Here is a 24,310-nt window from a genome sequence, read left to right as displayed (position 1 = left end):
GCGCACCCGTAGGACGTACGCGCTCGCACCGCACCGTCAGCAGTCGCCGGGCCGGAGCAGGTCACGGCGCCGACCGTCGGGCTCGAGCCGTCGGGGTCAGAGGGGCTTCTTGAAGAAGGTCGCCGAGACGTCGTAGCCGAGCGCGGTGTAGAACGGGCCGGCTCGGCGGCTCGCGAGCGCGACGTAGGCGGCGCCGTGCTCCTGCGCCCAGCGCTCGGCGAACCGCACGAGCTCGCCGCCGACGCCCGACCTGCGGTGGGTCTCGGCGACCATCACCTCCTCCACCCAGGCGACCGGGCCGTTGGCGAGGAACGTCAGGTGGCGGTGGGCGAGCAGGTATCCGACGACCCGGCCGGCGGACTCGGCGACCGCGACGAGCGCGCCGGGCGCCTCACGCAGGTCCCGCCAGGTCGCGTCAAACGCGTCGCGCTGCGGGGTGAACGACGTCGCGAAGTCGCGGGCGAGCGGCCAGACCTGGTCGGCGTCGTCGGTGCGCGCGGCGCGGACGAGCGTGGTGTCGGGCACCGACGCAGTCTCCGGAACACGCGTGGGCTCGGCAAGGGCATTGCGCGGACCTCCACGTCGCGGCGGACGGATGGACAGGTACCCGCAGCGGGCGGTGCGCGCGACCCCTGCGCGGCCGACCTCGGCACCGCCATGTGGTGGGCGCTGCAGACCGTCACCACAGTCGGCTACGGCGACGTGGTCCCGTCCAACGGGATCGGGAAGGCGCTCGGGCATTCTTCATGCTCGAGGCCATCGCCTTCGTCGCGATCGTCACCGCCGCGATCACCTCGAGCTTCGTCGAGCGCGCCCGGCACGAGCGCATGCAGGCGGGCGTGACCGACGCGACGAGCGCGCAGATCATGGCCCGCCTCGACGAGCTCAGCGCCCAGATCGAGGCTCTGCGGCGCACCGTCGACCGCGGCGGCCACGGGTGATCGGCACGGTCGGTCACGAGCGCGGGTAGGCTCCCGGGCGAGCCGGGTCGACGGCTCACCAGGAGGAACGAACGGTGCAGAGCACGTCCGCAGACACCACGTCGGAGCCTGGGGCGACGCCCCTCCCGCGGCTCAGCCGCGACGGCAGCGTGCACGTCACCGACGAGCGGATCAACACCATCTCCCACCTCGCGGCGAGCTGCTTCGCGCTCGTCGGCGGTGCGCTGCTCGTCACCCAGGCGGTCGCCGACGGTGACGTCTGGACGATCGTCGGGCTCAGCGTCTACGCCGCCTCCGTGCTCCTGCTGTTCGTCGCCAGCACGCTGCACCACGGCATCGACGGCGGCCCGCGCGTCAACCGGGTGCTGCGCACGCTCGACTACGCATCGGTATTCGTCCTCATCGCCGGGACGACGACGCCCATGGTGCTGGTGCTGTTCCGCAACGCGTACGGCTGGACCGTGCTGGGAGCGGTCTGGGCGGTCGCCGCGGTCGGCATCGCGTTGCGGTCGTCGCTGCGCGACCTGCCCAAGTACGTGACGAACACGCTGTACATCGCGATGGGCTGGATGCCGGTGCTGCTCGTCGGCTCCGGGGTCTCCCTGCCCGTCGGGGCGTACGTGCTCCTCGCCGCCGGCGGGCTGGTGTACTGCGTAGGGTTCGTCATCTTCGTCGTCGAGCGGCCCAACCCGGCGCCCGGCGTGCTCGGGTTCCACGAGATCTGGCACATCCTCGTCGTGCTCGCCGCCGTGCTGCACTACCTGCTGATGTGCCGGTACGTGCTCCCGGCCTAGCAGGCCTGCGATGCGGCCACCGCCACCCGGCATGCAGCAGGATGGTCCCGTGACCGACCTGCCCACCTTCACCGTCGCCGACCTCGAGGCCGAGCCCGTGCTCGACCTGCCGGCGTTCACGCAGGACGACGCCGTGGACCTCGGTCTGCTGGCCGTCGCCGTCATCCGCGAGCGCGGCGCGAACCTCGCGGTGCGCGTCGAGCTGCACGGCGAGGCGGTCTTCCAGGCACTGACCGGCTCGACCGGCGCGGACAACCTGCCCTGGCTCGAGGGCAAGGCGCGGGTCGTGCACCGCTTCGGCGAGGCGTCGCTGCTGGTCCGCCGCCGCCACGAGGCCGCGGGCACGCCCTTTGACGAGCTTCTCGACGTCGACCACGACCGTTTCAAGGCGCACGGCGGGTCGGTGCCGCTGCGCGTCGGCGGCGAGGTCGTCGGCACCCTGACGACGTCGGGCGAGCCGGATGTCGTCGACCACGCGGTCTCCGCGGAGACCGTCCGCCGCTACCTGAAGTCGCACACCCGCTGGCGGGGGCGCCCGTAGCCTGTACCGCGGACGGCCGACGACCGAGTGTCACCCGAGCGCTTCGGGGTGGCAGTCGGTGTGCGGTCCCGGGCCTCTAGCTCAACTGGCAGAGCAGCGGACTTTTAATCCGCGGATTGCGTGCCGCCAGCGGTGGGGTCGACGGGGCGCAGATCCCGCGCGGCTCGGAGCAGCTCGTCGGGGGTCGTCGCGAACAGCGGCGCGAGGACTTCGAGCTCATCGAGCGTGTACGGCGTCTGGCCGGCACGCTTGCGCGACACCGACTGCTGCGTGATGCCCAGCAGTGCGGCGACGCGCGCCTGCGTGATCTCGTAGCGCGCCATCTCGCCGCGGATCACGGCCGCGACGCGCTGGTGCAGAGGCCGCTCCGCGAGCGGGACGAGGGTGCTGATCTGCGTGCTCATAGCGAGCACTCTACTCGTTGTAGCGTGTGGCGCGCAATGGCTGTGCGGGCGAAACGCGACCAGTGTGCGCGACACGCTTGCGCTGCACGCTTTCTGCGTGTATACCTCTCCCCATGACCAGATACGCTGAAAGTGTGGCGCACTCGCAGAAGGTGCGGCGGCTGTTCCCCCGGCCGGCCACGGCGATCGTGACCGGCAACGTGCGGGCCGAGATGGCGCGCAAGCGGATCTCGCAGGCGCTCGTCGCCGATCGTCTGCGTCTCACGCAGCAGGCCGTCTCGAACCGGCTGAACGGGCGCGTCCCGTTCGACGTCGACGAGATCGTCGCGGTCGCCGAGCTGCTCGAGGTCGACCCGGCTGCGCTCCTTCACCGGAGTGCGTCGTGAGCCCGGCGAGTGCCGGCGTGCTCGCTGCGGCCGTGGCGCTGCTCGTGCTCGGGCTGCTCGGGTGGGCTCTCGCGCGGATGGCCGACCGCCAACCGCCGATCATCGTCTGGGAGTTGGCCGGGCTCGACGCTGAGACCGTCGCCGCGCGTGCAACGTCCGCGCTGCGCGCAACGTCCTCGCTCCACGCAGCGGTCCTGAGCCGAGCGAGCGGCCTCTGTGAGGCGTGCGGTGCGAAGCTCCCCGCGCTTGCGCGGTGCCAGATCGTTCACCTGGACAAGAGCTCGCGCGAGGCGCCCGCGTTCGCCGCGGTGTGTGACCCGTGCGCGTCAGTGGCTCGACTCTCGCAGCGGGCAGTCGCACAGCACATCAAGGCACGACAGCTTGATGACGCGCCCGGCGCGCGCGTCGGCCAGCCACCGCTCTGCGGCGTCCTGGGCGAACGTCCCGCTGCCGTCGGTCGCGAGGGTCAGCGGCACACCGGGGCTGACCAGGATTCGCGCGACGGCCTCGCCGTCGAACAGCGAGGCCCAGAGGGACCCGCCCTCGTCGATGACGCGCGCCACGACCGGCCGGAAGGTCTCCAGGACGCTGTCGTTGGCCGTGTACTCGACGCCCCCGTACCGCAGGTACCCCATGGTCTCGCTCCTCTGTCGACGATCACTGACGCCCCGAAGGTAGCGCTCGGCCCGGTCGACGTGACCGCGGAGCGCGCGGCGTGGCTCGCCCGGGCCGCCTCGCACCACCAGTCCGGCTACTGCTACCGCGCGGACTGCGTCCGCGAGGAGTGCGTCTTCAACCGCACCGCGCTCGCGGCGATGTACGGGGCCGGCGTCCGCTCCCCCGAGGTCGTCTCGGCGCACGGCGCCATGCTCGCGGCCGGCGCGCCGAGTGCTTCCCCCTCGGTGCACGCGTCGACGGTGGGAACCGTCGGCGACGCGGGGGAGGGCCGGGTCGGGGGTGACGACTCCCCCTCGTCATCCCCGACCATCGGTCTCGCGGTCCCGCTCGCGACCCGCGTCCCGGTCGTGATGACCCGCCACCGGACCGTGCACACCGTGTGCGCCGACATCGTCGTCGCGCAGCACGCCGCGGCCCGCATCGACGGCACGGTCGAGTTCCACGACTACGACGCCCGGCGGCAGGCATGACCGCCCCGACGCCCCGCGAGGTGTTCGGCCCCACCGCTGGCACCGACGTCGACGGTGGCGGTGTCTTCTCGCCGACCTCGCCCTGGGTCGCCAGGCCAGGCCCGTCCCAGCGCCGCCGCGCCGCCGCGGTCCGCAGCGCGCACGAGCGTGCGGAGCAGCTCGCCAGGGCCCTGGGGCCGCTGATGCGGCGCGACGAGAGCGACGTCGACCTCCACCTCGAGCTGTACCGCCGCGCGGCGGACCGTCTCGACGTCGCACTCGACGAGCTCGACGCCGCGCTCGCGGCCGGTCCGCCGCTCCCCGCGCCGCGCGCGCGCTGATCCCACACCCCCACCCCCGACCTTCGGAAGGCACCCCCATGTCGTCCACCACCCCCACCGTCGCGACGCTGGTCGCCAACCCCGGCTCCACGCAACTGCGGCTGCTCGTCGCCCGGGTCGCGAAGCGACTCGAGCGCGGCGACTCGATCGAGACCGTCACCGCCTGGGTCGGCTCGCGCGGCGCGCGCCTGGTCTTCGGCTCGTCCGCGCAGCGCATCGTCCTGACGCTCATCGGCGGCGCGCGGTGAGCGGGCACATCGACGGCGCGTACCCGGTCGTGATCCGCCGCCGTCCCCGCCCGCCGGCGCCGGCCCCCGCGACCGACCGCCCGCCGCGCGCCGAGCCGGGCGTCTCGCCGGAGCTCTCCGCGATCGTCGACGACGTCCTCGCCGAGCTGCGCGAGGAGGACGCCCCGTACCGGTTCCCCGCGCCCGCGACGTACGTCCGGCCCCAGCACGCACGCCCCCGCCCGCTGCTGCTGAACCGCGCGGCCCGGGTCGTGCGCGACGCGCTCATGCTCGCCGTGTTCGCGGCGTTCTGCGCGATGCTCGCGCTCGTCGCGGTCGCGTGGTTCTCGCCCGACACCGTCGCGGGGCCGTCGTTGTGACACGGGCCCGCCTCGACGTCGCGAGCGTGACCGCGTGGTGGCGCGTCTTCCTGACGAAGCCCGGCCACGTCGACCAGCTCGACGCGATCGGCGGCCCGCGCCGCGCGCACCGGCTCGCGGACCAGATACGCGTCGTCGCCGTCAACGCCGAGGGCCCGACGGCCGCGACGCAGCTGCGCGCCGCCGGCGAGGCGCTCCTCGTCTCCGCCTGGCTGCGCGCGACGCGCCGCGGTGCGCCCGGCGGCGCGCCGACGCCGCCCGTCGGGTTCGACGTCGCGGTGACCGCGCTCGCGGGCCTGTACCTGATCGACGAGGCCTTCCGCCTGATCGCGGAGGGCTCCACCCGGGACACGTCGTGAGGCCGGTGGCCGCACGTGCCCGCTCGACGCACCGCACGCCGGTGTGCCTGTGCGGCGCGAGGTTGCGGTGGGTCCGGTACACGCCGATCAAGGCCGATCCGGACGACCCGACCGCCGCGACGTCGGTCCTTCCGCTCGACCACCGCGCGGCCGCCCCAGGGTCCCCGGCGGCTCGCACCGCGAACTACGCCGTGCAGCTCGGCACGGTCTTCGCCCGCCAGATCACCCCCACCCGCCCACTCGACCCGGCCGTCGAGTGGGGCCCCTTCAACATCCACTTCGCCACCTGCCCCCGGCGGGTCACGGCTGAGCAGCTGGCCTCGATGGGCCAGCGGAACGGACGACGACGATGAGCACCCCCACCGCCAAGCGCACCGGCCTGGTGCGCGTGCAGCTCGACACCCCGTGCCTGCGCTGCGGCTCGACCGACACGTACGGCGCCCGCTGGCACGACGACGACGGAGCGCTGATCCGGCAGGTCGCGACCGGCTGCCACGCGTGCGGCTGGTCGTCGAGCCGGTACAACGAGACCCACCCGTACGGTGCGGCGCTCGCGCCGGACCCGTCCGACGCCGACGGTGCGCTCCCCGACGGTTCGCCGGCCGACGCGCTGCTGCGCTTCACGGCGGTCACGGGCCTGGAGTTGGTCGCACTGCTGGACGTCGCGACCCCCGACCTCCTGGCCGCGGGGAGCGGCTACCCCGACGCGGACGTGCGCGCGGCTGCCCTGGGTCACTGGCTGGCGCTCGTCGCTGCGACGCGTGCCTGCTACGACACGCACGCCCTGCTGTCGCGCCTGCGTGAGCTCGACCCGACGGCCGCCGACGACATGGCAGAGAGCCTGCGCCTCGCGGCCGAGTACTCGCTGCACGGCGAGGGGTTCACGGAGTGGGTCGCGGCGCACGGGATCGACGTCGACCACGTCTTCGACGACGCGAAGCGCGCGAGCCAGGACAGCCCGCCCGCGCTCCTGCGCGTCCTGGGCGAGTACTCGCGCCTGCGCGCGAGGCACCCCGCGGGGCCGTTGCCGACACCGCAGGCCACGCCGGCGGACGACGAGGACCCCGCGACGACCGAGGCGATCGACACGATCGCCCGCCACGTCGTCGCGACCCACGGCCCGCTTGAGACCGGCTCGGCCTGGGAGGACTACCCCGAGATCGGCGAGCACGACTGGTCCCGCGTGTGCGCGGCCGCGGCCGCCGTGCGCGAGGACCTCTGGCCCGAGCACGACCGCTACGACGCCGCGTACGGCCTGCTCGCCGCGCGCGCCGTGGAGGTGTGAGCCGTGGCCCGCCGGACCTCCGTCCCCGACGTCGCACCGACGTCCTCGTCGTCGAGCGCGCTGGACGCGCTGACCGCGCAGCCGACGGCGGGCGGTGACTCGCACGCCGTGCTGGTCCCGCTCGAGCGGCTGCGCCCGCACCCGCACAACCCGCGCAAGGACCTCGGCGACCTGTCCGAGCTCACGAAGTCGATCCGTGCGCACGGCGTGCGCCAGAACCTGCTCGTCGTCGTCGACCCGGACGACCCCGACGCGTACCGCATCGTCATCGGCCACCGTCGCGCGGCCGCGGCCCGCGCCGCCGACCTCACGGCCGTGCCCGTCGTCGTCGACCGCGGCCTCGACGAGATCTCGCAGCGCGAGCTGATGCTCGTCGAGAACCTCCAGCGCGTCGACCTGACCCCCGTCGAGGAGGCCGACGGGTACCAGGACCTGCTCGACCTGGGCGTCGACGTCGCGACGATCGCCGCGCACACCGGCCGCTCCGAGACCACGGTCCGCGCCCGGCTGCGTCTCGTGCCTCTGCCGGACAAGGCCCGCGCCGCGATCCACGCACGGGACATCACCCTCGAGGACGCGGCCGCGCTCGCGGACCTCCCGGAGTCCAAGCAGAAGAGCCTCGTCAAGGCGCTCGGGACGAACAACTTCCGTCACCAGATGGCCACGGTCCGCTCCGAGCTCGAGCAGGAGCGTCAGATGGCGCCGCTCCTGCAGGTCCTCGCCGACGCGAACGCGACCGAGCTCAAGGCGAACGAGTGGGCCACGCCCGAGGGCTCGACCCGCCACATGGGAGACATCCGTGGTTCGAGGGCCGCCGAGTTCGCGGCGGAGCTGGCCACAGCGATCGGCCCGGGCTGGTCCTGGCGCTGGTACTACGGCGCCGTCCACCTGTACCGCCCGCACACGCTCGAGGAGGCCCAGGAGGCCGCGAAGGCGGACGCCCGCCGCACGGCGTGGGAGGCCGAGCGCGACGAGCGCAACGCGAAGGAGGCCGCGGAGCGCGCCGTCCGGACCGAGTTCGCGACGGTCACCGCTGCGACGCGGCGCGAGTTCCTCGAGCACCTGATCCACGACCGCAAGACCCTGACCAAGGACCAGACCGCGACGCTGCTGGACTACGTCGCGACCGAGGTGGTCGAGCAGCCCTGGGCGGGTCAGTACTGGCAGGGCGCGTTCCGCGGCCACTCGATCCCGGTCGACACCGACAGCGCCGACGCGCTCGTGGGCTGGCTGCGGATCACCCTGCCCTACGACCACGTCTCGAGCTACCACCGCCAGGAGCACCTCCCGATCGTCGCGGCCGCGGCCGCCGACCTGAGCGCGCCGCAGCGGCTCCTCGCCGCGCTCGCGGCCGCGGTCGAGCCGATCGGCCAGACAACCTGGCAGAACGGGGGCCGGTCGGTCACGACGGCCCGCTGGTACGCGCTGCTCGAGCAGCTCGGCTACGTCGTCTCGGACGCGGAGCGCGCCGCGCTCGTCGTCCCGCTCGACGACGACGAGGAGCCTGACGACGAGGACGGTGCGTCGTGACGCTCGTCGCCCCTCCCCACGGGTCGGGGTCGAACCACGCGAACAGCGGCCCGCCGTGCCTGCCGACCGAGGCCCGCGGCAAGGAGACCCCAGACGAGTTCCGCGCGCGCATGGAGGCCAAGCGCGGGCAGCGGCGCAGCATCGTGCTCCGCACCCCGTCGGGGCAACCCCGCCCCGAGCCCGCCCCCCCGTCCGGCACGTCCGCCCACGGCATCACCGCATCGACGCTGCGGCCGGCGCCCCGCGCACGCACGCCAAAGCCGGCCCCGACCCCTCGCCCGACGCGGCAGCCCGTCGTGTCGAAGCGCGAGCGCGACCGCGCAGCCACGGTCACCGCCTACCTCAACGGCGACCGTGTGAGCGACATCGCGGCCCGCCTCGACAGGTCCCCGACGACCGTACGCACGTGGCTGCGCGCGGCCGGCATCGAGCCTCCCGCCCGCGAGTACCCGGTACGCGTCCGCCCCTGCGCGGGCGGCTGCGGCCGACTCACCCGCCCCGCGTCGACGACCGTCGAGCAGTGCCCCGGCACGGTCGCGCGCGCGGCAGGCGGGAAGTGCAGCAGCTGCCACGAGAAGACCTCGAGCCGGCGCGCGATCAACGACGACGAGCTGAAGCGGATCGTCGAGCTCTACGACACCGGGCTGACCGCCCCGCAGATCGGCGAGCAGCTCGGCCGCACGTCCAAGACCATCCGCACCGCGCTCGACCGCGCCGGCGTCACCCGCGTTGACGGGCGCAGCCTCCGCTCCGGCGGCCGCCCCAAGACCGCCAACGACGACCCGCCCGACCTGGCGAAGGCCGTCGTCGACGCCTACACCGCCGGCAAGACGATCACCCAGATCGAGCAGACCATCCCCGGCGTCGGGTCTGCGACCCACGCACGCGGCATCCTCATGCGCGCCGGGGTCAGCATGCGCCCGCCCGCGAACAAGCCGACCGACCTCGACGCCCGTGCGCGCGCCGTCCAGCTCGCCACCCAAACCAACCTCACGCACAGCCAGATCGGCGCGCAGCTCGGCTACGCACAGACCACGATCTCTCGCTGGATCCGCGAGCACGACCACCCCACGACGACCAACGTCGCGCTCGCGGACACCGCCCCGCCGGCCACGCACGCACCCGCCCCAGCCGACGGCGACGACGTAGAGGCGGACCTTCCGCCGGAGCTCCTCGCGCTCGCGTCCAGCTCCGCGCGCGCCGTCGTCTCGTCGCTGCTCGATGCGGCGGCCGCGCTCGCGGAGACCTCGCGGCACGTCGCGGTCCTCGTCACGCAGACGCGTGCCGTCCTCGACCAGCTCGGACAGGACACCACGGAGGTGGCGCCGTGATCCTCACGACCGACGCCCCGATCGTCGAGCCGCTCACCCCCGAGGAGTACGCCGACCTGTACCGGTTCCACCGCGCCGCCCGCGCCGCGGTCGACAGGGAGGCGGCCGCCGCGCGCCTGCGACGCGCCGCGCTCGTCGCGGTCTACCACACCCGCGAGCCCATCCCGACGCCCGAGCCCGCCGCACCTGTGCGCACCGAGGACGCCGGCGACGACTTCCCGCGTGAGTGCGAGCGCGCACGCGTCGCGGCGATCGCCCGCTACCACGACACCCCGGGCAAGCAACGCGCGCGCCGCAACGCTCTCTGCGACGACAAGGCGACCCGACACCCCGGGAGCAGCGACCCCAGCCCGTCGCACGGTGGCGGGTCGTCGAGGACGCGCAGGTGCGAGTGCTCAGACCCGTTCACGGCCCGGATGACGGGTCACGGACACGCGTGCCCGCTCTACGACGGAGGTGCGGCGTGACAGCGCGCGTGCCCGTCGACTACGCGCACACCGCCCACGCCCGCGAGAACCGCGAGAGGAAGGCCGTCGCGCTCGCGGACTCGATGCGCCGCCTCGGTGTGACGGTCGAGGGCATCGCGGTCGGTGGAGGGATGCGTCGCACGGTGTGGCGGGACGCGGGTCTGGACCGGTCCCCGTCGGAGGAGACGTGGGACCTGGTGCACCAGCTCTTCGCGGCGGTGCAGGAGCCGGTCGTCGCACCCTCCGCGGAGCGTGCGTCGACGGGCCGCCGGTGCACGGTGCCGGCGTGCTCGTCGACGGACGCGCACCCGTACCCGGAGGGCTGGCGGTGCGACCCGCATTCCCCGTGGGCGCGCCGCGGTCTGCCGCGCGCGGACCCGAACCGGGTCCCGGGCGTGCCGTGCGAGCTCGACCGCCTGCGCGCCGCGCGTGCGATCGCCGCGACGTCGTACCCGCTGCCCACGTCGACGGTCGTCGACGACCGCGCGATCGCGTCCGGCAAGCGCCGCTCGACGACCGCCACCTACCAGGCCGTGCGCGCCGCGCAGGCACACCACCGCAACAGGAGGAACCCATGACCGACCCCGTGCGTCGCATCTATGTCGCGTCGTCGTGGCGCAACCCGGACCAGCCCGAGGTCGTCGACCGGCTGCGCGCTCGCGGGTTCGAGGTGTACGACTTCCGCAACCCGCCGGGGCGGTCCGGCTTCGCCTGGTCGGAGATCGATCCGGGGTGGCAGTCGTGGACGGCTGCGGAGTACATCGCCGCGCTCGAAGACCCGCTCGCCGTGGCCGGGTACGCGAGCGACTTCGCCGCGATGCAGTGGGCGGACACGTTCGTGCTCGTCCTCCCGTGCGGCCGGTCCGCCCACCTCGAGCTCGGGTGGGCGGTCGGCGCGGGCAAGCGCGCGGTCATCATCACGCGCGACGGCGAGGAGCCGGAGCTCATGGCGAAGATGGTCGACTACATCGCCGTCGGCCTCGACGACGCGCTCGAGTACCTGTCCCGCCCCGACGCTCCCGCCCCATCCGACGAGGACCGGGAGGCGCTGGCGCGGTACCGAGAGCACTCGGTGCGGCTCAACAACTTGTCGTGGCGCATCGCCGTTGCCGTGGGCGATGTCCCCGTGGGCGCTACCGAGGTCATCGGGGACCCGGATGAGCAACTCACCCGTCTCATCGCCCTCGCCACCCGCTCGCCCCAGCCCGCACCTGCAACACCCGCAACGGACGCTGCCCCGTCCGATGAGGATGCGCTGGTCGAGCGGCTGCGAGGGTCGGCCGACGCATGGTGGAGTGAGTACGACCGGGAGCTGCGCGCGCACGAGGAGACGAAAACGGCGTTGGTCGCGGTCACTGCTGAGCGCGACGCCCTCGCCGCCCGCTCGCTCGCCGCCCGTCCGTCCCAGACCGCCACGACCGTCAGCGCGGAGCAGGTGGAGCACATCGTGCGACGGGTGACCCCGTGAGCGCGCAGTTCTGGCTCAGTCTGGCGCTGGGCGCGGCGGGCATCACGGGCATCTTCCTCGCCGGGTCGGGGCGCAAGGTCGGCTGGCTGATCGGCCTGCTGATCCAGCCCGTGTGGATGGTGTTCGCGGTCGTCACCGGGTCCTGGGGGCTCATCCCGCTCGCGGTCGGCTACGGGGTCGTCTACGGCCGCAACTTGCGTCGCCAGTCCTCGCGGGAGGTGACCCCGTGAGCGCCCCGGACTGGGCCGTCGAGAAGGCGGTTGACGAGCGCAAGCCGCTGGCCGACTGGCGGACGCACATCGTGACCGTCACCGTCGACACCCGGTACGAGGACTGGCCCGAGGTCGATGTCCGGATGGTCTGCACTGCGCCCCCGGACGCGGAGTGCCGCACCTACCCGGTGTGCGACTGCGAGGCCTTCTCCGTCTGCGAGGACCCCGCGGAGCACGCGGAGGGTGGGCACACGGAGACGGCCCGTCACGACCTGGCGGGACACCCCTACGAGCCGGGCCGCGGCTGCTGGATCAAGTCGTGGTTCGACATTGGCGAGGAGGGGCTGAAGTACGTCGGCCCCGACGCGAGCGCTGCCCGCGACGACGGCGTGCCGGCCGTCGCCCGCGAGGGCGAGATCGACGTGACGGGCTTCTGGCCAGAGGAGTACGTCGAGTGGCAGTGGCATTACCCGAACCGCGGCTTCACCGGCGACCCGAGCGCTCTGCCCGCACCGGTCCGGGAGGCTGAGCTCGAAGACGCCGGGCAGGGCGTACTGGAGGTCCCGCGTTGCTGAACGGACCCGCTCCGATCCGTGCTCCGTGATGCCGGCGGACGCCACCCCCACCATCGACACCCCACCGCGAACCTGAAGGGGGGCACTGCCGCCCGTGTCCTGGCAGAAGAGCAGCGACGGCGCCGCGACGCACCCGAAGCTGATGAAGATCGACGCGTTGCCCGACGCGGACGACCGCCTCCTGAACGAGGTGAAGGGCTGGCTCTGGTCCCTCTCGACGCAGTCTGCCCAGCACGACACCGACTACTACGTCGAGGTCGGCACCGCGCGGATGTTCGGGACGTCGCGCACCGCGGTGCTCGTCGACGTCGCACTGCGCGTCGGGCTGCTGACCGAGCACACGATCGACGGCTTGCGCGTCTACAAGCTGCTCGAGGACGAGAACCTCTGGCACATCCGCTCGCGTGCGGAGAAGGAGTGGGAGCGCCAGCAGGCCTCCGACACCAAGGACCCGCGGCTGAAGGTCCCGGTGGTCCTCCGCGACGGTGACAACTGCCGTTACTGCGGCGTCCTCACGCAGTGGCGGGGACCTCGCAACCACGCGACGTTCACCCTCGACCACCGGCAGCCCGGCCAGCCCGGGACCGTCGAGACGCTCGTCGTCGCGTGCTGGCGGTGCAACACCTCGCGCAGCAACAACCCGCAGTGGGACGACGACCACCCGCTGCGCCCCGCACCGGCCCGGCCGCTGTACGGGCGGTGGGCCGCGCAGTACCTGACCGATAACGGCTACCCGACGCAGCAGAACGTGCTGCGCGAGGCGGACGAGAAGCGACCGGCGCCGGCCCTTGGCGCGGACCCCGCACCCATGAGCGTGCGACCCGCGACGGGCAAGGACGACGACACCGCTACCGCCCCTCGCCGCGCCGTCCCGCGCGCAACTCCCGCGAGAGTGGAGTCCGAGTCGAGTCAGACTCCACCGCCCGCTACCCCGGGAGTGGCTCCTCCCGGGTCGGGTCAGGGTCGGGTCGGGTCTCCCTCGGGTGTGGACGGTACGGGTCAGGGCGGGAGGGGCGCGCCGCAGGCGCAGCCCCGTCGTCGTCGTGGGCGTCGGGGGAAGCGTGGGCCTGGGCGAGGTGCGTCGTGAACCTGAGCGCGGCCCTCACCTGCCCTCTGTGCGAGCGGCCTCTCGACGAGCTCCTTGGGGAGACGGTCTGCGGGGTCTGCGTTGCTCGGCTGCGTGGGCTGCTTTGGGGGATCCCCGACGAGGTGTCACAGGAACGTCGCGTCGTCGAGGTACGTGGCGCTCGCGGCGACGTCGTCGTGCGTCGGCGTGCGGTCGATGGAGAGGTCGTCGTCCCAGGCCTTGCGTCCTCGCTCGAGGCCGCGGCCCGCGGTGAGCTGCGCTTCGGCGACGTCGGCCCGGTCAGTCGCTCGGCGGACGCCCGGCTACCGCTCGTGCCGTCGGCCGTGTTCGCTCGCGACGAGCTGGTGCGCGTGCTGGCGGAGCAGGCGCGCGCGATCGCCGAGGTGCGTGCGCACCCTCGTCCGCGGCGTGACCTGTGCGCCCTGGCGGAGTGGCTGCTCGGGCAGCTCGGCTGGCTCGCGTTCAACGACGACGGCCCGCGTCGGGTGCAGGTGCTGACCGAGGCGGTCGTCATGGCGCGCGCGGTCATCGAGCACCCGCACGACGACCGCGCCTACCGTGGTCGGTGCGCCGCGGTCGTCGACGGCGAGGAGTGCACGGCGCCGCTGTACGCGAAGCCGACCGCGCCGACGGCGACGTGCCGGCGGTGCGGCGCCGAGCACGACGTCTCGACACAGCGTGACCGGTTGCTCGCCGAGGCGCGCGAGCGTCGGGTCACGGCGACGCAGGCCGCACTCGCACTGCAGGGCATGGGCGTGCCGGTGATGCCCTCGACGGTCAGGTCGTGGGTGCACCGCGGCGCGCTCGTCGCGCAGGGCTCGGCCCGGTCGACGACGGGGTCCCGCACGCCGGTGTACCGGCTCGGCGACGTCGAGCAGCTCGCGCGCCGCCGGGCGCAGGATCTTGCGCGACACGCCGCCCGGTTCGCCGGTTCCCGGGATGCTTGACGTCGCAACGCTATTGTCTGTCACAGTGAGCCGAACTGGCTCCGAAGGCCCCTGGTCCCCGTGACCCGGGGCCTTCGTGCTTCCCGCCGCACGGCAGCGAGAGCGCCGCGGCCGGGATGGCGGACCGCCCCGGGGGCACGTCCTCGGGCGCGGGGCTGGCGGCGACTGCGGGGGTGGTCGTCATCGAGCGTCGTGCGGTCCGACGTCGCCGGCCCCTGACCGAAGGCGACCTGTCGTGGATCCGCAGCACCGCGCGGTGGAAGCGACTGGTCGACGAGATCTGCGTCCCCGGTGCGGTGTGCGGCATCTGCCTGGGGGAGCGGGGCCCGATCCTGTTCGACGTTCGTCGCGCTCACCCGCTGTCGAGGAGCCTTGACCACATCAAGCCGCTGGCCCGCGGGGGCGACCCCTGGGACCCCGCGAACCTGCAGCCGGCGCACCTGTCGTGCAACGCAGCGAAGGGCGACCGCGAGCCGCCGGCTCGCTGCAACCGAGGATGGTCCTGGTACTGAGAGCGGGCCCCGTCGCCGCAGGTCAGAGGCCGTTTTTTGGAATCGCGCGCCTGCGGTCGACCCCGCCCTCGATCAGTTTTTCTACCCCCACGGGAGCCCTTGGGTAGGGCCCCACAACGTGTGGTCCGGAGGTGAGCTGGCGTGGCGCGTGAGGTGACCGAGCACGGAGCGTCGGGGTACCGGCGCGGCTGCAAGTGCGAGGTGTGCCGCGAGGGGCACCGCGTGCAGGTCGCGCGCTGGCGGGCGTCGCGTCGCGAGCGCGAGTTCGCGAAGGCGCTCGCGGACGCGTCCGGCACGCCCTTGGTCGAGACGCCGGCGCCTGAGCCTGTCGCGGCCGCCGGCGCCCTGGACATGGACGCCGCGCCGGGCCCGCTCGAGGCAGCGCTGATCGAGGACATCACGGAGCCGGACTCTCGGGTCGCGTTCCGTCGGCACCTCGTCGGCCTCGCGCGGCTGAACGCGCGCGTGCTCGACCAGGTCTCGCGGCTCGACCGATACGACCTCATCTCGCCGGTGCAGCTGCGACAGCTCGAAATCCTGAACCGCATCGCACGGATCGGCTTCGCGGGGCTCGACGACGACGCGACGGCTGGCGGGACGGTCGAGGTGCCGGACGACGCGTCGGCGCTCCTGGCGGAGCTCGAGGGCGGTGAGTAGTCGCCGCGGCGGGCGCCCTGAGGCGGTGCCGCTGTGGGCGACAGAGCGCAACCCGCAGCGAGAGACCCTCGGAGCGCGGGTCGCGCGGGTCCAGCAGAAGCTGGGGCAGACCCCCATGCCGTGGCAGCGGGAGCTGTACGACGTCGCGTACGAGATCGACCCGGCGACGGGCGGCCCGTGGTACCGCGAGGTCGTGGTCCTGGTGCTGCGGCAGGCGGGCAAGACGACGGTCGTGCGCACGGTCCTGACGGACCGGTGTCTGTTCACGCCGGATGCGCTGGTGCGCTACACCGCGCAGAACCGGCTGATGGCTGTGCAGCGGCTCGAGAACGACTTCTACCGCCCGATCGCACGCTCCCCGCTCGCGGCGTTCCTGAACCTGCGCGTGGGTCGGCGCTCGGGCATGCCAGGGTGGGCGGCGAAGACGGGCTCGGAGCACATCGCCTTCACGAACGGCTCGACCTGGGGCGTCGACTCGGTGAAATCGACGTCGGGTCACGGCCCGACGCTCAACACCGGCGCGATCGACGAGGCCTTCGCGCACCAGGACGCCCGCGTCGAGGCCGCGATGCGCCCCGCGATGATCACCGTCCCGGACGCGCAGCTGTGGGTGACGTCGGCCGCCGGCGACGCGTCGAGCACGTACCTGCGACGCAAGGCTGACGAGGCGCGAGCACGCCTGAAGGTCGAGCTGGCGCGCCCGATGCACGAGCGGCGCTCGCGGGTGCTGTTCCTCGAGTACGCCGCCCCAGCGGACGCGGACCGGGCCGACCCGGAGACGTGGTGGCGCACGCACCCGGCGCTGGGCTACACGATCACCGAGGCCGCGATCCAGTCCGACTTCGAGGGTATGTCCGGCGAGCCGGAGGAGTTCGACCGCGCGTACCTGGGCTGGTGGCCGACGAAGAAGGCCGCCGAGTGGGTCATCCCGCAGGGGACCTGGCATGACAACCGGGTCCCGGACGGCGAGTTCGCCTGGGACGGCACCCCGGTGTGGTCCGTCGACGTCGCACCGGAGCGCGACATCGCTTCCCTCGGGATGGCCGGTGCTGCGCTTGAGGGGCGTGTGTTCGTCGACGTGATCGAGCGGCGCGAGGGTGCACCGACGTGGTGCGTCGAGCAGCTCGTCGAGCTGCGGCGGCGCTGGGGCGGGCAGCACGTCGGCCTGATCGACGCTGCGCGGTCCCTCGCGCCGGACCTCGAGGCGTCGGGCTTCACCGTCCACCGGCTCACGGCGCAGGACCGCATGGATGCGTGCGGCGCGTTCTACGACGACGCGATGGACCATCGCCTCCGGCACGTGCACGACGACGAGCTCGACGACGCACTCGCCGCGGCGACGAAGCGCTTCCTCACGCAGGAGGGCGGCTTCGTGTGGGCGCGCGGGAAGTCCGCGCGCGACATCACGCCCCTGTACGCCGCCACGGTCGCCCGCCACGTGTGGGTGAGGGTGCACGGCGACGACTACGACATCGACGCGTCGACCTACGGGGGCGACGTCGAAGACGACTGAGGAGACCCCGATGCTCCGCCTCATCACGACCGTCCTGGACCTGCTGGGCGCGCTCCTGCTCGTCGCAGCGCTCGCGGGCATCGCTCACCGCCTGGTGGGCACGGAAGCGGCTCTGGCGGCCGCTGGGGCGGGCGTCCTGGCCGTCTCGTGGCTCACCGACCGCACGCACGCGCCGCGACGACGAGGGGGTGACGACGCGTGAGCCTGTTCCGACGGGGCACGACGCTCGGTTCGGCGATGGACGCCGGCGGGCGCTCGGCGCGATCGAGCGGGTCGACGACGGTGACGTCCTCGACGGCCCTGCGGCAGTCGGTCGTGTGGGGTGCGAGCCGCCTGCGGTCCGACCTCGTCTCCCTCATGCCGGTCGACGTGTTCCGGAAGGCGTCCGGCCTGTCCGTCGAGGTCGCCCCGCCGCCGGTGCTCGTCGAGCCCTCGTCGTTCGGCGACGGGCAGCCGATGTCGATCGGCGAGTGGCTGGGCGCGACACAGATGGACATCGACCAGGTCGGGAACACGATCGGTGTGATCGCCGCGACCGACGCGTTCGGCCTGCCCGCCCAGGTCGACCTCGTCCCCTGGGACAAGGTCCGCATCCGGATCAAGGACTACAAGGTCCACACGTACTGGATCGACGGGGAGAAGTTCGAGCCTCGCGAGATCTGGCACGAGCGCGGTTACCGGCTCGGAGGGCTGCCCGTCGGGCTGAGCCCGCTGACGTACGCCGCGCTGAACATCGCCGGGGCGGACGCCGCGCAGCGGTTCGCGCTCGAGTGGTTCGTGAACGGCTCAGTGCCGGCCGCGATCCTGCGCAACGCTGAGAAGTCCCTCGACCCGGGCGAGGCCGAGCGCACACGCCGCCGGTTCAAGGCGTCGATGGCGACGGGCGACGTGTTCGTCACCGGCAAGGACTGGACGTACGAGGCGGTCGCGGCGAAAGCAGCCGAGTCCAGCTTCATCGAGCAGATGGAGTACTCCGACGTCGCGCTGTGCCGCTTCTACGGAGTGCCCGCGGACCTCGTCGACGTCGCGGTGCAGTCCTCGACGGTGAACTACGCGAACATCTCGCAGCGCAACCTGCAGGTCCTCACGATGAACCTCGGCGGCGCGCTGAACCGCCGGGACACCGCACTGAGCCGCATGACACCGCGGCCGCGGTTCGTGCGCCTGAACCGCTCCGCGATCCTCGCGATGGACCCGGTCACGCGCGCCGAGCTGTTCAAGACGCAGATCGAGTCCCGGCAGCGCACACCAGACGAGGCGCGCGGCAAGGACGACGTCCTGCCGCTCACCGAGGCCGACTACGCCCAGTTCGAGCGTCTCTGGCCGACCAACCGGCCGTCGCAGCAGCAGTCATCGGGAGGGAACTGATGGACGACGAGCTCGCCGAGAAGATCGCCGCCGCGGGCCGTGAGCGCTCGCAGGCGGTCGCCGCTCGCGCGGACCGACCCTCGCAGCGCCGCTGCGCTCCGGAGCAGAGCTCCCGGGCGTGGGTCGCGGCGCCGAACGCCCGCATGCAGCTGCGCGAGGCCGACGACGGCACCGGGCCCCTCAGCTTCGAGGGGTACGCCACGGTCTACGAGCGCGGCTACGAGATGTGGGACTGGTACGGCCCGTACACCGAGGTCGTCTCGGCGGGCGCGGGCGCGACGTCGCTCGCCCGCGCGGACCTCGACGTGCCGCTCGTCCTGCAGCACGCCGCGCTGCGGCGCATCGCTCGCACGACGAACGGCACGCTCGAGCTCGCCGAGGACGACTCGGGCCTGCTCACGAGGGCTCCGCAGCTCGACCGCGAAGACCCGGACGTCGCGTACATCGCGCCCAAGCTGCGCTCGGGGCTCATCGACGAGATGAGCTTCATGTTCCGCATCGTGCGCGGCCACTGGTCCCCGGACTACACCGAGTACCGCATCGAGGAGTACGACCTCCACCGCGGCGACGTCGCGATCGTGGCCTACGGTGCGAACCCCTTCACGGCCGGGGCCGGCCTCCGCTCGAGCGACGCGCTCGAGCTGGTGCGCGCGTTCGACGACGCGACCGCACGCGAGGCCCTGACCGCTCTGCGCTCGCGGCTCGAGCCGCCCGCGCCCCTCAAGCGTGGGGCCGACCTCGTCCCGTTCGAGGCGACCCGCCTCGTCGAGCTCGTCTGAGCCCGACGTCACCACCCGTACGCGTCGCGTAAGGACCTGCCGCGCCGAGGCCTGGCCGGGCACCGCCTGTCGCTACCGGGAGCCCACCGCACACACCCGCCCGAGAGGGCAGATCGGAGTACGACGATGACGCTGGAGCAGCTCATCGCACGGGCCCGGGAGCAGGTCAACGCCCGGATCACCCAGCGCAACGACCTCGCGAAGCAGCTCGAGGAGCTGCGCGGCGCGGAGACCCCCGACGAGGACAAGGTCACGGACCTCCTGGGTCGGCAGGCCGGCATCGACGCCGAGCTCGAGCAGCTGCGCACGCAGCTCGAGGGCTACGAGAAGGAGCAGGAGCGTGACGCGGCCGTGGCGCGTCTGCAGGCGCAGGTCGCGCCGACCGGGGCCGTCGCGCGCGGTGGTGACCGCGTGCACGTCAACGAGCAGCGGACCTACACCCAGGACTCGGACCCCAAGGGTCTGCGGTTCCTGTCCGACGTCGTGGGCGAGTACCGCGGCAACCCCGCGGCGCGCGAGCGGCTGGCGCGCCACATCGAGGAGGAGCGCCACGAGCGCGGCGACGTCGTCCTCGAGCAGCGTGCGGTGACCGCGGCCGGCTCGCCGGGCACGATCGTCCCGCAGTACCTCATCGACCTGTACGCCCCGAAGGGGCGCCCGGGCCGCAAGTTCGCGGACATGTGCCGCCACCACGACCTGCCCGACACGGGCATGACGGTCTACATCCCGCGGCAGACGGCGAAGACCACCGCGGGTGAGCAGGCGGCCGAGCTCGACACGGTCGCCGAGGCGGACTACGACGACGAGCTGATCCCCGTCACGGTCCGCACCAACGCGGGCTCGCAGACGATCTCGCGGCAGGCCTCCGAGCGCGGCCTCGGGACCGAGGACATCGTGTTCGAGGACCTGCTGAAGTCGTACGACACCGCGCTCGACAACCGCCTGATCAACGCCCCGACGTGGGGCCTGCTGGCGGTCGCGAACACGGTCACGTACACCGACGCCGACCCCACCGCCGCCGAGCTCTACCGCAAGATCCTCGGCTCGGCGGCCACGGTCGAGGACGTCCTGCAGGACCTCGACGAGGACGACCTGTTCACCCTCATGCGCGGCCGCCGCTGGGCGTGGCTCAACGGCGAGGTCACCGACAAGAAGCCGTTCGTGCAGAACACGAACGTCCCGGTCGGCACCTTCGCCACGACCGACGGCGCCCCGTACCCCGCGGGCGTGCGCGGCTTCCTCCCGAACGGCGGCCGCGTCGTCACGGACAACAACCTCCCCTCGAACCTCGGCACGGGCACGAACGAGGACATCGTCGTCGTGGTCGCCCAGCACGAGGCGCACCTGTGGGAGGACCCGTCCGCGCCGATGTTCATCCGCGCGGAGCAGCCGCAGGCGAAGAAGCTCGGCATCGACCTCGTGCTCTACGGCTACTTCGCGGCGTGCTTCAACCGGGTCGTCGACGAGCAGGGCACACCGAAGGCCGTCCACCAGAAGATCACCGGCACGGGCCTGGTCCCGCCGGTCTTCTGACCTTCGCCGCAAGCCGGTACCGCGCGCCCCGCCCTCGCAGGCTCCGAGCCCGAGGGCGGGGCGCGTCACCACACCCCCACGAGCCCACGAGAGGGGCGCACATGTCACGGAGCAAGGAGCACGAGAAGGCGGCCGCGAAGCGCGCCGCCGCCGCCCAGGACCCCACCGAGCTGCGCGCCGCGCTCGAGGCGGAGCGCCAGGGCTACCAGGCGCGCGGTCTGACCGACCGCGCGAAGCAGGTCACCGCCCAGATCAACGGGCTGGGCAAGGCCGCCGGCGACAACGGCGGCGGGGGGCCCGGCGGCGACGGCGGCGAGCAGACCACCTCGGCCCGCCGTGGCCGCGGCGCGATCGACAAGCCGACGACCGGCGCGCAGGCGCCCACCACCCCGGCCGGGCCCACGGGCACGGGCCCCGAGGACAAGGACACCCAGCCCGAGGGGAGCTGACGACCGATGCCGAAGCCGCCGCCTGCGATCACCCTCGTGGACGCGAAGGAGTTCCTGAAGATCTCGAGCGACTCCACGGACGTCGAGCTGCTCGGGTTCATCGAGGCGGCGACCGCGGCATGGGTGAAGCGGGTCGGGCCGGTCCTGCCGCAGCAGTTCGTCGACACGATCGGCCTCCCGCGGCCCGGCTTGCCCCTGACGAAGGCACCCGTCATCTCCGTCGAGTCGGTCACCGTCGACGGGGTCGAGCTCGCGCCCACCCGGTGGGAGCTCGACCCCGACGCCGGCGTGATCGACGTCGACGGAGGCCTGACCGGACGACGCGCCAGCGTCCACTACACCGCGGGCTACGCGCCCGACGACGTGCCTGCGGACCTGCTGCTCGGCGTGAAGCTCCTCCTGCGGCACCTGTGGCGCACGCAGCGCGGTGCCGCGAAGGCCGCGGGCGGTGGCGAGGAGGAAACCTCGGCGTCGTTCCTGTGGCCCAACCGGGTCGAGGAGATCGCGCGGGACTACCGCCTGGCGGGCTTCGCATGAGGTCCACAGCGCTCGCGGACACGATCGACGCGCTCGTCGCGACGTGGCGTACCGCGCAGATCCCTGAGACCGAGGTGTTCGACGGTCTGCAGCCCGGCGAGGAGACCTCCCAGACGTACATCGTCGTCGGGGTCGAGGACCCGTGGCTCGTCGACCAGAGCATCGACGCCGCGACGTCGGAGCAGACGTTCCCGCTCCTGACGTACCAGGTGCGCGACGAGCAGCTGACCATCCGGTGCGTCGTCGTCGCGTGGTCGGGTGACAACGATCTCGCGCCGGTGCGCGCGGCCGCGGTTCGCGCGCTCGACGGCGCCCTGGAAGCGCTCGTCGAGGACATCACTCTCGGGGGCGTGGTGCTGCAGATCATCGGGGTGTCGAACATCGCGCTCCGCCAGTCCTACGGCGTCGACGGCGTCGTGGTGAACATCCCGTTCACGATCGAGTGCCAGGCACGCCTGGCCCCATGACAGGAAGGACGTGCTGTGGCACGGATCCGCAACGTCTCCGGTGAGGCCCTCGCGGTCCCGGAGCTCGGGTGGCGCACGGTCGCCCCCGACGAGGTGGTCGAGGTCCCCGACGACCGCGTCGAGGCCTTCACCTACCAGGACGCGTGGCAGCCCGAGAGCGCCGCCGCGGCGCCGACGGCCGCGCGTCGTCCTCGCATGACGACCGCGCGCGGTACCGCGCCGGACGACGACCCGACCGAGCCCGCGTGCGAGGTCGACGACCAGGCTGGGGAGGCCTGACATGGCGATCGGATCGGGCCTCGGCTCGCAGCTGGGCATCGCGCCGGAGACCACCTACGGGACGTTCGTCGCGCCGACCTCGTTCCTGCTGCCGGTGAAGACGTCCCTGAAGAAGAACAAGAACACCGCGCAGTCCGCGGGCATCGCGTCCGGGCGGCTCATGCAGCTCGCGTCGGGTCGGGTGCTCACGACGCGCTCGGCCGAGGGGTCGATCGACCTCGAGCTGACGACCCGGAAGATGGGCCTGCTCCTGCAGGCTCTGATGGGCACGACGGTCACCCCGACCGTGCTCACCTCGCCGGCGTACAGCCAGGTGCACACCCTCGCCGACACGGCCGACAAGTCGCTGTCGATCCAGGTCGGCGTGCCCGAGATCGGTGGAACGGTCCGCCCGTACTCGTACGCAGGCTGCAAGGTCACCTCCGCGCAGTTCGAGTTCGAGCCGGGGTCGATCCCGACAGCGACGTTCGAGTTCGACTGCCAGGACGTCACCGAGACGCCGCCCCTGGCGGCCGCGTCGTTCCCGACGGGCATCACCCCGTTCGTGGGCGCGAAGACCGCGATCAAGATCGGGACCTTCGGGTCCGAGGCGGCGGTCGTCGGTGTGAAGAAGGCGACGGTCAAGATCGACCGTGCGCTCGACACCGATCGGTTCTACCTGGGGGGCGCGGGCCTGAAGGCTCAGCCCGTGTCGAACGGCTTCGTCGGGATCTCGGGCACCCTGTCCGCGGACTTCGTCGCGAAGGCCGACTTCGTCGACCGGTTCGTGTCCGACGCGTCGTTCTCGCTGGTCCTGGAGACCGTGGGCGCGCTCATCGGCGGCACGAACTACGAGACGTTCCGGATCACGCTGCCGGGGTGCTTCCTCGATGGAGACCTGCCGGCCCTTGACGGGCCGGGCGTGGTCTCCGGCGACTTCCCGTTCGTCGCGCTCTTCGACGGCACGAACCAGCCGAAGATCGAGGTCATCTCGTCCGAGTCCACGCTGGCGTGACCGGTGGCCGGTGGCGACTTCGAGGTCACCGGCGCTGACAAGCTGCGCACCCTGAGCGTCAAGCTCAAGGCCGCGGGCGACCGGGACATCACGAACACGCTGCGCCGCGAGTTGCGGGCAGGGTCGAAGGAGACGCGCACCGCGGTCAAGCGGTCCGCGATCGAGACCCTGCCCGCACGCGGCGGGCTGAACCGCTGGGCGGCGACGACCCCCGGGATCACGGCCTCGCTCAGCGGGCGGAACCCGTCGGTGCGGATCACCCAGCGCAAGCGGGGCCACGACATCGCCGCCCTGGACGCCGGCACCGTCCGTCACCCGATCTACGGGCGCCGCAAGACGTGGGTCGCCCAGGACATCACCCCCGGCTTCTTCACCAAGCCGATCGAGCGCGACGCGGACAAGCTGCGTCGTCTCGTGACCGAGAAGGTCAGCGACGCCGCGACCCGCGCGGCGTCCCTGTGACGAAGGAGAGTCCACATGCTGCTGCGCGTCACCAAGGGAGACGAGACCTGGGAGATCGACCCCGACCGGCTGCTCTTCGCGGAGGCTCGCGCGATCGAGTCCGCGACCGGGCGGACCTTCGGTGAGGTCCTCGAGCAGATGGGCAAGGGGTCGGCGACGTCGACCCAGGCTCTGTGCTGGGTGGCCGCCAAGCGTCACCACCCCGAGCTGAAGTTCACGGACCTCGACGGGTGGGACTTCGGCGACCTCGACATGGACATCGTCGAGGACGAGACCGACGCCGCGGACGCCGCGGACCCTACGCCCGCCACCGACGAGCCGGTGGCCTGACCGCGAAGCGCGACCGCTACTGGCCGTC

Annotated in this window: 36 protein-coding genes, 1 tRNA gene and 2 pseudogenes; 36 read left to right on the top strand and 3 right to left on the bottom strand. The window is 72.9% G+C overall.

The annotated features are described in order from the left end of the window. Window positions 1–96: 96 nt before the first annotated feature. A complete protein-coding gene (locus tag CUD01_RS02055) occupies window positions 97–525 on the bottom strand; it encodes a GNAT family N-acetyltransferase (protein WP_218023827.1) in 429 nt (142 codons plus the stop codon). Between CUD01_RS02055 and CUD01_RS17335 the strand changes: the two are divergent. From CUD01_RS17335 to CUD01_RS02035, 5 genes and pseudogenes are all read left to right on the top strand, one after another. Then, a pseudogene (locus CUD01_RS17335) lies at window positions 430–723 on the top strand (potassium channel family protein); the annotation flags it as partial. The gene CUD01_RS02055 and the pseudogene CUD01_RS17335 sit on opposite strands and share 96 nt — an antisense overlap. A gap of 23 nt (window positions 724–746) precedes the next feature. Next, a complete protein-coding gene (locus CUD01_RS16925; protein ID WP_243861263.1) occupies window positions 747–941 on the top strand; it encodes a hypothetical protein in 195 nt (64 codons plus the stop codon). A gap of 74 nt (window positions 942–1,015) precedes the next feature. Beyond that, window positions 1,016–1,735, top strand: a complete 720-nt coding sequence (gene trhA, locus CUD01_RS02045) for a PAQR family membrane homeostasis protein TrhA (protein ID WP_141318316.1) — start codon at window positions 1,016–1,018, stop codon at window positions 1,733–1,735. 49 nt (window positions 1,736–1,784) lie between these two features. Next, window positions 1,785–2,276, top strand: a complete 492-nt coding sequence (locus CUD01_RS02040) for a heme-binding protein (RefSeq protein ID WP_141318314.1) — start codon at window positions 1,785–1,787, stop codon at window positions 2,274–2,276. Window positions 2,277–2,346: 70 nt separating this feature from the next. After that, window positions 2,347–2,443 (top strand) — tRNA-Lys (locus CUD01_RS02035). Here CUD01_RS02035 and CUD01_RS17330 read toward each other — a convergent pair. Then, window positions 2,423–2,599 (bottom strand): annotated as a pseudogene (locus CUD01_RS17330) (helix-turn-helix domain-containing protein); the annotation flags it as partial. The gene CUD01_RS02035 and the pseudogene CUD01_RS17330 sit on opposite strands and share 21 nt — an antisense overlap. Before the next feature lie 215 nt (window positions 2,600–2,814). On the opposite strand from CUD01_RS17330, the gene CUD01_RS02025 reads away from it, so the two are divergent. Beyond that, window positions 2,815–3,066 (top strand): helix-turn-helix domain-containing protein, encoded by a 252-nt coding sequence (locus tag CUD01_RS02025; protein ID WP_208405633.1) that lies wholly within the window; start codon window positions 2,815–2,817, stop codon window positions 3,064–3,066. Between the two features lie 326 nt (window positions 3,067–3,392). Here CUD01_RS02025 and CUD01_RS02020 read toward each other — a convergent pair whose 3' ends face one another. Beyond that, window positions 3,393–3,701, bottom strand: coding sequence for a hypothetical protein (locus CUD01_RS02020; protein WP_141318310.1), 309 nt, complete (start codon window positions 3,699–3,701; stop codon window positions 3,393–3,395). Window positions 3,702–3,761: 60 nt separating this feature from the next. Here CUD01_RS02020 and CUD01_RS02015 point away from each other — a divergent pair, with 60 nt between their 5' ends. The 30 genes from CUD01_RS02015 to CUD01_RS01870 all read left to right on the top strand — a co-directional run bounded on the left by CUD01_RS02015 (window position 3,762) and on the right by CUD01_RS01870 (window position 24,282). Continuing rightward, window positions 3,762–4,214 carry a hypothetical protein gene (locus CUD01_RS02015; RefSeq protein ID WP_141318307.1) on the top strand — a complete coding sequence of 151 codons (453 nt, stop codon included), beginning with the start codon at window positions 3,762–3,764 and terminating at the stop codon, window positions 4,212–4,214. Further along, window positions 4,211–4,534, top strand: a complete 324-nt coding sequence (locus tag CUD01_RS02010; protein WP_141318305.1) for a hypothetical protein — start codon at window positions 4,211–4,213, stop codon at window positions 4,532–4,534. The genes CUD01_RS02015 and CUD01_RS02010 overlap by 4 nt, the downstream gene beginning before the upstream one ends. 38 nt (window positions 4,535–4,572) lie before the next feature. Next, window positions 4,573–4,782, top strand: coding sequence for a hypothetical protein (locus CUD01_RS02005; RefSeq protein ID WP_141318303.1), 210 nt, complete (start codon window positions 4,573–4,575; stop codon window positions 4,780–4,782). Further along, complete coding sequence (locus CUD01_RS02000; RefSeq protein ID WP_141318301.1) at window positions 4,779–5,141, top strand: hypothetical protein; 363 nt, start codon at window positions 4,779–4,781, stop codon at window positions 5,139–5,141. The genes CUD01_RS02005 and CUD01_RS02000 overlap by 4 nt, the downstream gene beginning before the upstream one ends. 26 nt (window positions 5,142–5,167) lie before the next feature. Continuing rightward, a complete protein-coding gene (locus CUD01_RS01995) occupies window positions 5,168–5,500 on the top strand; it encodes a hypothetical protein (protein ID WP_141318299.1) in 333 nt (110 codons plus the stop codon). A 5-nt stretch (window positions 5,501–5,505) separates the two neighbouring features. Continuing rightward, window positions 5,506–5,853: a hypothetical protein gene (locus tag CUD01_RS01990; protein ID WP_141318297.1), complete on the top strand. Its 348-nt coding sequence runs from the start codon at window positions 5,506–5,508 to the stop codon at window positions 5,851–5,853. Next, on the top strand, window positions 5,850–6,785 hold the full coding sequence (locus tag CUD01_RS01985; RefSeq protein WP_141318295.1) for a hypothetical protein: 936 nt from the start codon (window positions 5,850–5,852) through the stop codon (window positions 6,783–6,785). Before CUD01_RS01990 ends, CUD01_RS01985 begins: the two co-directional genes overlap by 4 nt. 3 nt (window positions 6,786–6,788) lie before the next feature. Then, window positions 6,789–8,315, top strand: coding sequence for a ParB/RepB/Spo0J family partition protein (locus CUD01_RS01980; protein ID WP_141318293.1), 1,527 nt, complete (start codon window positions 6,789–6,791; stop codon window positions 8,313–8,315). 296 nt (window positions 8,316–8,611) lie between these two features. Next, complete coding sequence (locus tag CUD01_RS01975) at window positions 8,612–9,646, top strand: helix-turn-helix domain-containing protein (protein ID WP_166772173.1); 1,035 nt, start codon at window positions 8,612–8,614, stop codon at window positions 9,644–9,646. Beyond that, entirely contained in the window at window positions 9,643–10,113 is a 471-nt protein-coding gene (locus tag CUD01_RS01970; RefSeq protein WP_141318289.1) for a hypothetical protein, read from the top strand. The genes CUD01_RS01975 and CUD01_RS01970 overlap by 4 nt, the downstream gene beginning before the upstream one ends. Then, complete coding sequence (locus CUD01_RS01965) at window positions 10,110–10,691, top strand: hypothetical protein (RefSeq protein WP_141318287.1); 582 nt, start codon at window positions 10,110–10,112, stop codon at window positions 10,689–10,691. Before CUD01_RS01970 ends, CUD01_RS01965 begins: the two co-directional genes overlap by 4 nt. Beyond that, complete coding sequence (locus CUD01_RS16800) at window positions 10,688–11,581, top strand: hypothetical protein (protein WP_208405634.1); 894 nt, start codon at window positions 10,688–10,690, stop codon at window positions 11,579–11,581. Before CUD01_RS01965 ends, CUD01_RS16800 begins: the two co-directional genes overlap by 4 nt. Then, window positions 11,578–11,811 (top strand): hypothetical protein, encoded by a 234-nt coding sequence (locus CUD01_RS01955; protein WP_141318284.1) that lies wholly within the window; start codon window positions 11,578–11,580, stop codon window positions 11,809–11,811. The genes CUD01_RS16800 and CUD01_RS01955 overlap by 4 nt, the downstream gene beginning before the upstream one ends. Next, complete coding sequence (locus CUD01_RS01950; RefSeq protein WP_141318282.1) at window positions 11,808–12,368, top strand: hypothetical protein; 561 nt, start codon at window positions 11,808–11,810, stop codon at window positions 12,366–12,368. The genes CUD01_RS01955 and CUD01_RS01950 overlap by 4 nt, the downstream gene beginning before the upstream one ends. 94 nt (window positions 12,369–12,462) lie before the next feature. Further along, window positions 12,463–13,455, top strand: a complete 993-nt coding sequence (locus CUD01_RS01945; protein ID WP_141318280.1) for an HNH endonuclease — start codon at window positions 12,463–12,465, stop codon at window positions 13,453–13,455. 323 nt (window positions 13,456–13,778) lie between these two features. Beyond that, on the top strand, window positions 13,779–14,402 hold the full coding sequence (locus CUD01_RS01940) for a hypothetical protein (protein WP_141318278.1): 624 nt from the start codon (window positions 13,779–13,781) through the stop codon (window positions 14,400–14,402). Window positions 14,403–14,518: 116 nt separating this feature from the next. After that, entirely contained in the window at window positions 14,519–14,914 is a 396-nt protein-coding gene (locus CUD01_RS17325; protein WP_141318276.1) for an HNH endonuclease signature motif containing protein, read from the top strand. Between the two features lie 141 nt (window positions 14,915–15,055). Continuing rightward, on the top strand, window positions 15,056–15,571 hold the full coding sequence (locus CUD01_RS01930) for a hypothetical protein (RefSeq protein ID WP_141318274.1): 516 nt from the start codon (window positions 15,056–15,058) through the stop codon (window positions 15,569–15,571). 115 nt (window positions 15,572–15,686) lie between these two features. Further along, the gene (locus tag CUD01_RS01925; protein ID WP_141318272.1) at window positions 15,687–17,084 is read left to right on the top strand and encodes a terminase large subunit domain-containing protein; all 1,398 of its coding nucleotides are present in this window, start codon (window positions 15,687–15,689) and stop codon (window positions 17,082–17,084) included. Window positions 17,085–17,094: 10 nt separating this feature from the next. After that, window positions 17,095–17,286 carry a hypothetical protein gene (locus CUD01_RS01920; protein ID WP_141318270.1) on the top strand — a complete coding sequence of 64 codons (192 nt, stop codon included), beginning with the start codon at window positions 17,095–17,097 and terminating at the stop codon, window positions 17,284–17,286. Beyond that, window positions 17,283–18,452 (top strand): phage portal protein, encoded by a 1,170-nt coding sequence (locus tag CUD01_RS01915; protein ID WP_141318268.1) that lies wholly within the window; start codon window positions 17,283–17,285, stop codon window positions 18,450–18,452. The genes CUD01_RS01920 and CUD01_RS01915 overlap by 4 nt, the downstream gene beginning before the upstream one ends. Further along, complete coding sequence (locus CUD01_RS01910) at window positions 18,452–19,231, top strand: HK97 family phage prohead protease (RefSeq protein WP_141318266.1); 780 nt, start codon at window positions 18,452–18,454, stop codon at window positions 19,229–19,231. Before CUD01_RS01915 ends, CUD01_RS01910 begins: the two co-directional genes overlap by 1 nt. Window positions 19,232–19,357: 126 nt before the next feature. Beyond that, window positions 19,358–20,764, top strand: coding sequence for an AAA family ATPase (locus CUD01_RS01905; RefSeq protein WP_141318264.1), 1,407 nt, complete (start codon window positions 19,358–19,360; stop codon window positions 20,762–20,764). 101 nt (window positions 20,765–20,865) lie between these two features. Further along, entirely contained in the window at window positions 20,866–21,213 is a 348-nt protein-coding gene (locus CUD01_RS01900) for a hypothetical protein (protein WP_141318262.1), read from the top strand. A 6-nt stretch (window positions 21,214–21,219) separates the two neighbouring features. Then, the gene (locus CUD01_RS01895) at window positions 21,220–21,750 is read left to right on the top strand and encodes a head-tail connector protein (protein WP_141318260.1); all 531 of its coding nucleotides are present in this window, start codon (window positions 21,220–21,222) and stop codon (window positions 21,748–21,750) included. Continuing rightward, window positions 21,747–22,217, top strand: coding sequence for a hypothetical protein (locus tag CUD01_RS01890; protein WP_141318258.1), 471 nt, complete (start codon window positions 21,747–21,749; stop codon window positions 22,215–22,217). Before CUD01_RS01895 ends, CUD01_RS01890 begins: the two co-directional genes overlap by 4 nt. 15 nt (window positions 22,218–22,232) lie before the next feature. After that, window positions 22,233–22,496 carry a hypothetical protein gene (locus CUD01_RS01885; protein WP_141318256.1) on the top strand — a complete coding sequence of 88 codons (264 nt, stop codon included), beginning with the start codon at window positions 22,233–22,235 and terminating at the stop codon, window positions 22,494–22,496. 1 nt (window position 22,497) lies between these two features. Continuing rightward, window positions 22,498–23,490: a phage tail tube protein gene (locus tag CUD01_RS01880; protein ID WP_141318254.1), complete on the top strand. Its 993-nt coding sequence runs from the start codon at window positions 22,498–22,500 to the stop codon at window positions 23,488–23,490. 3 nt (window positions 23,491–23,493) lie between these two features. Beyond that, window positions 23,494–23,952 (top strand): hypothetical protein, encoded by a 459-nt coding sequence (locus CUD01_RS01875; protein WP_141318252.1) that lies wholly within the window; start codon window positions 23,494–23,496, stop codon window positions 23,950–23,952. A 15-nt stretch (window positions 23,953–23,967) separates the two neighbouring features. Then, the gene (locus CUD01_RS01870) at window positions 23,968–24,282 is read left to right on the top strand and encodes a hypothetical protein (protein WP_141318250.1); all 315 of its coding nucleotides are present in this window, start codon (window positions 23,968–23,970) and stop codon (window positions 24,280–24,282) included. Window positions 24,283–24,310 lie beyond the last annotated feature (28 nt).

Source organism: Cellulomonas uda, from assembly GCF_006538705.1.
Taxonomy (GTDB): domain Bacteria; phylum Actinomycetota; class Actinomycetes; order Actinomycetales; family Cellulomonadaceae; genus Cellulomonas; species Cellulomonas uda.
Note: the sequence above shows the minus strand (reverse complement) of the source record. Positions and strands in the feature narration are given on the sequence as shown.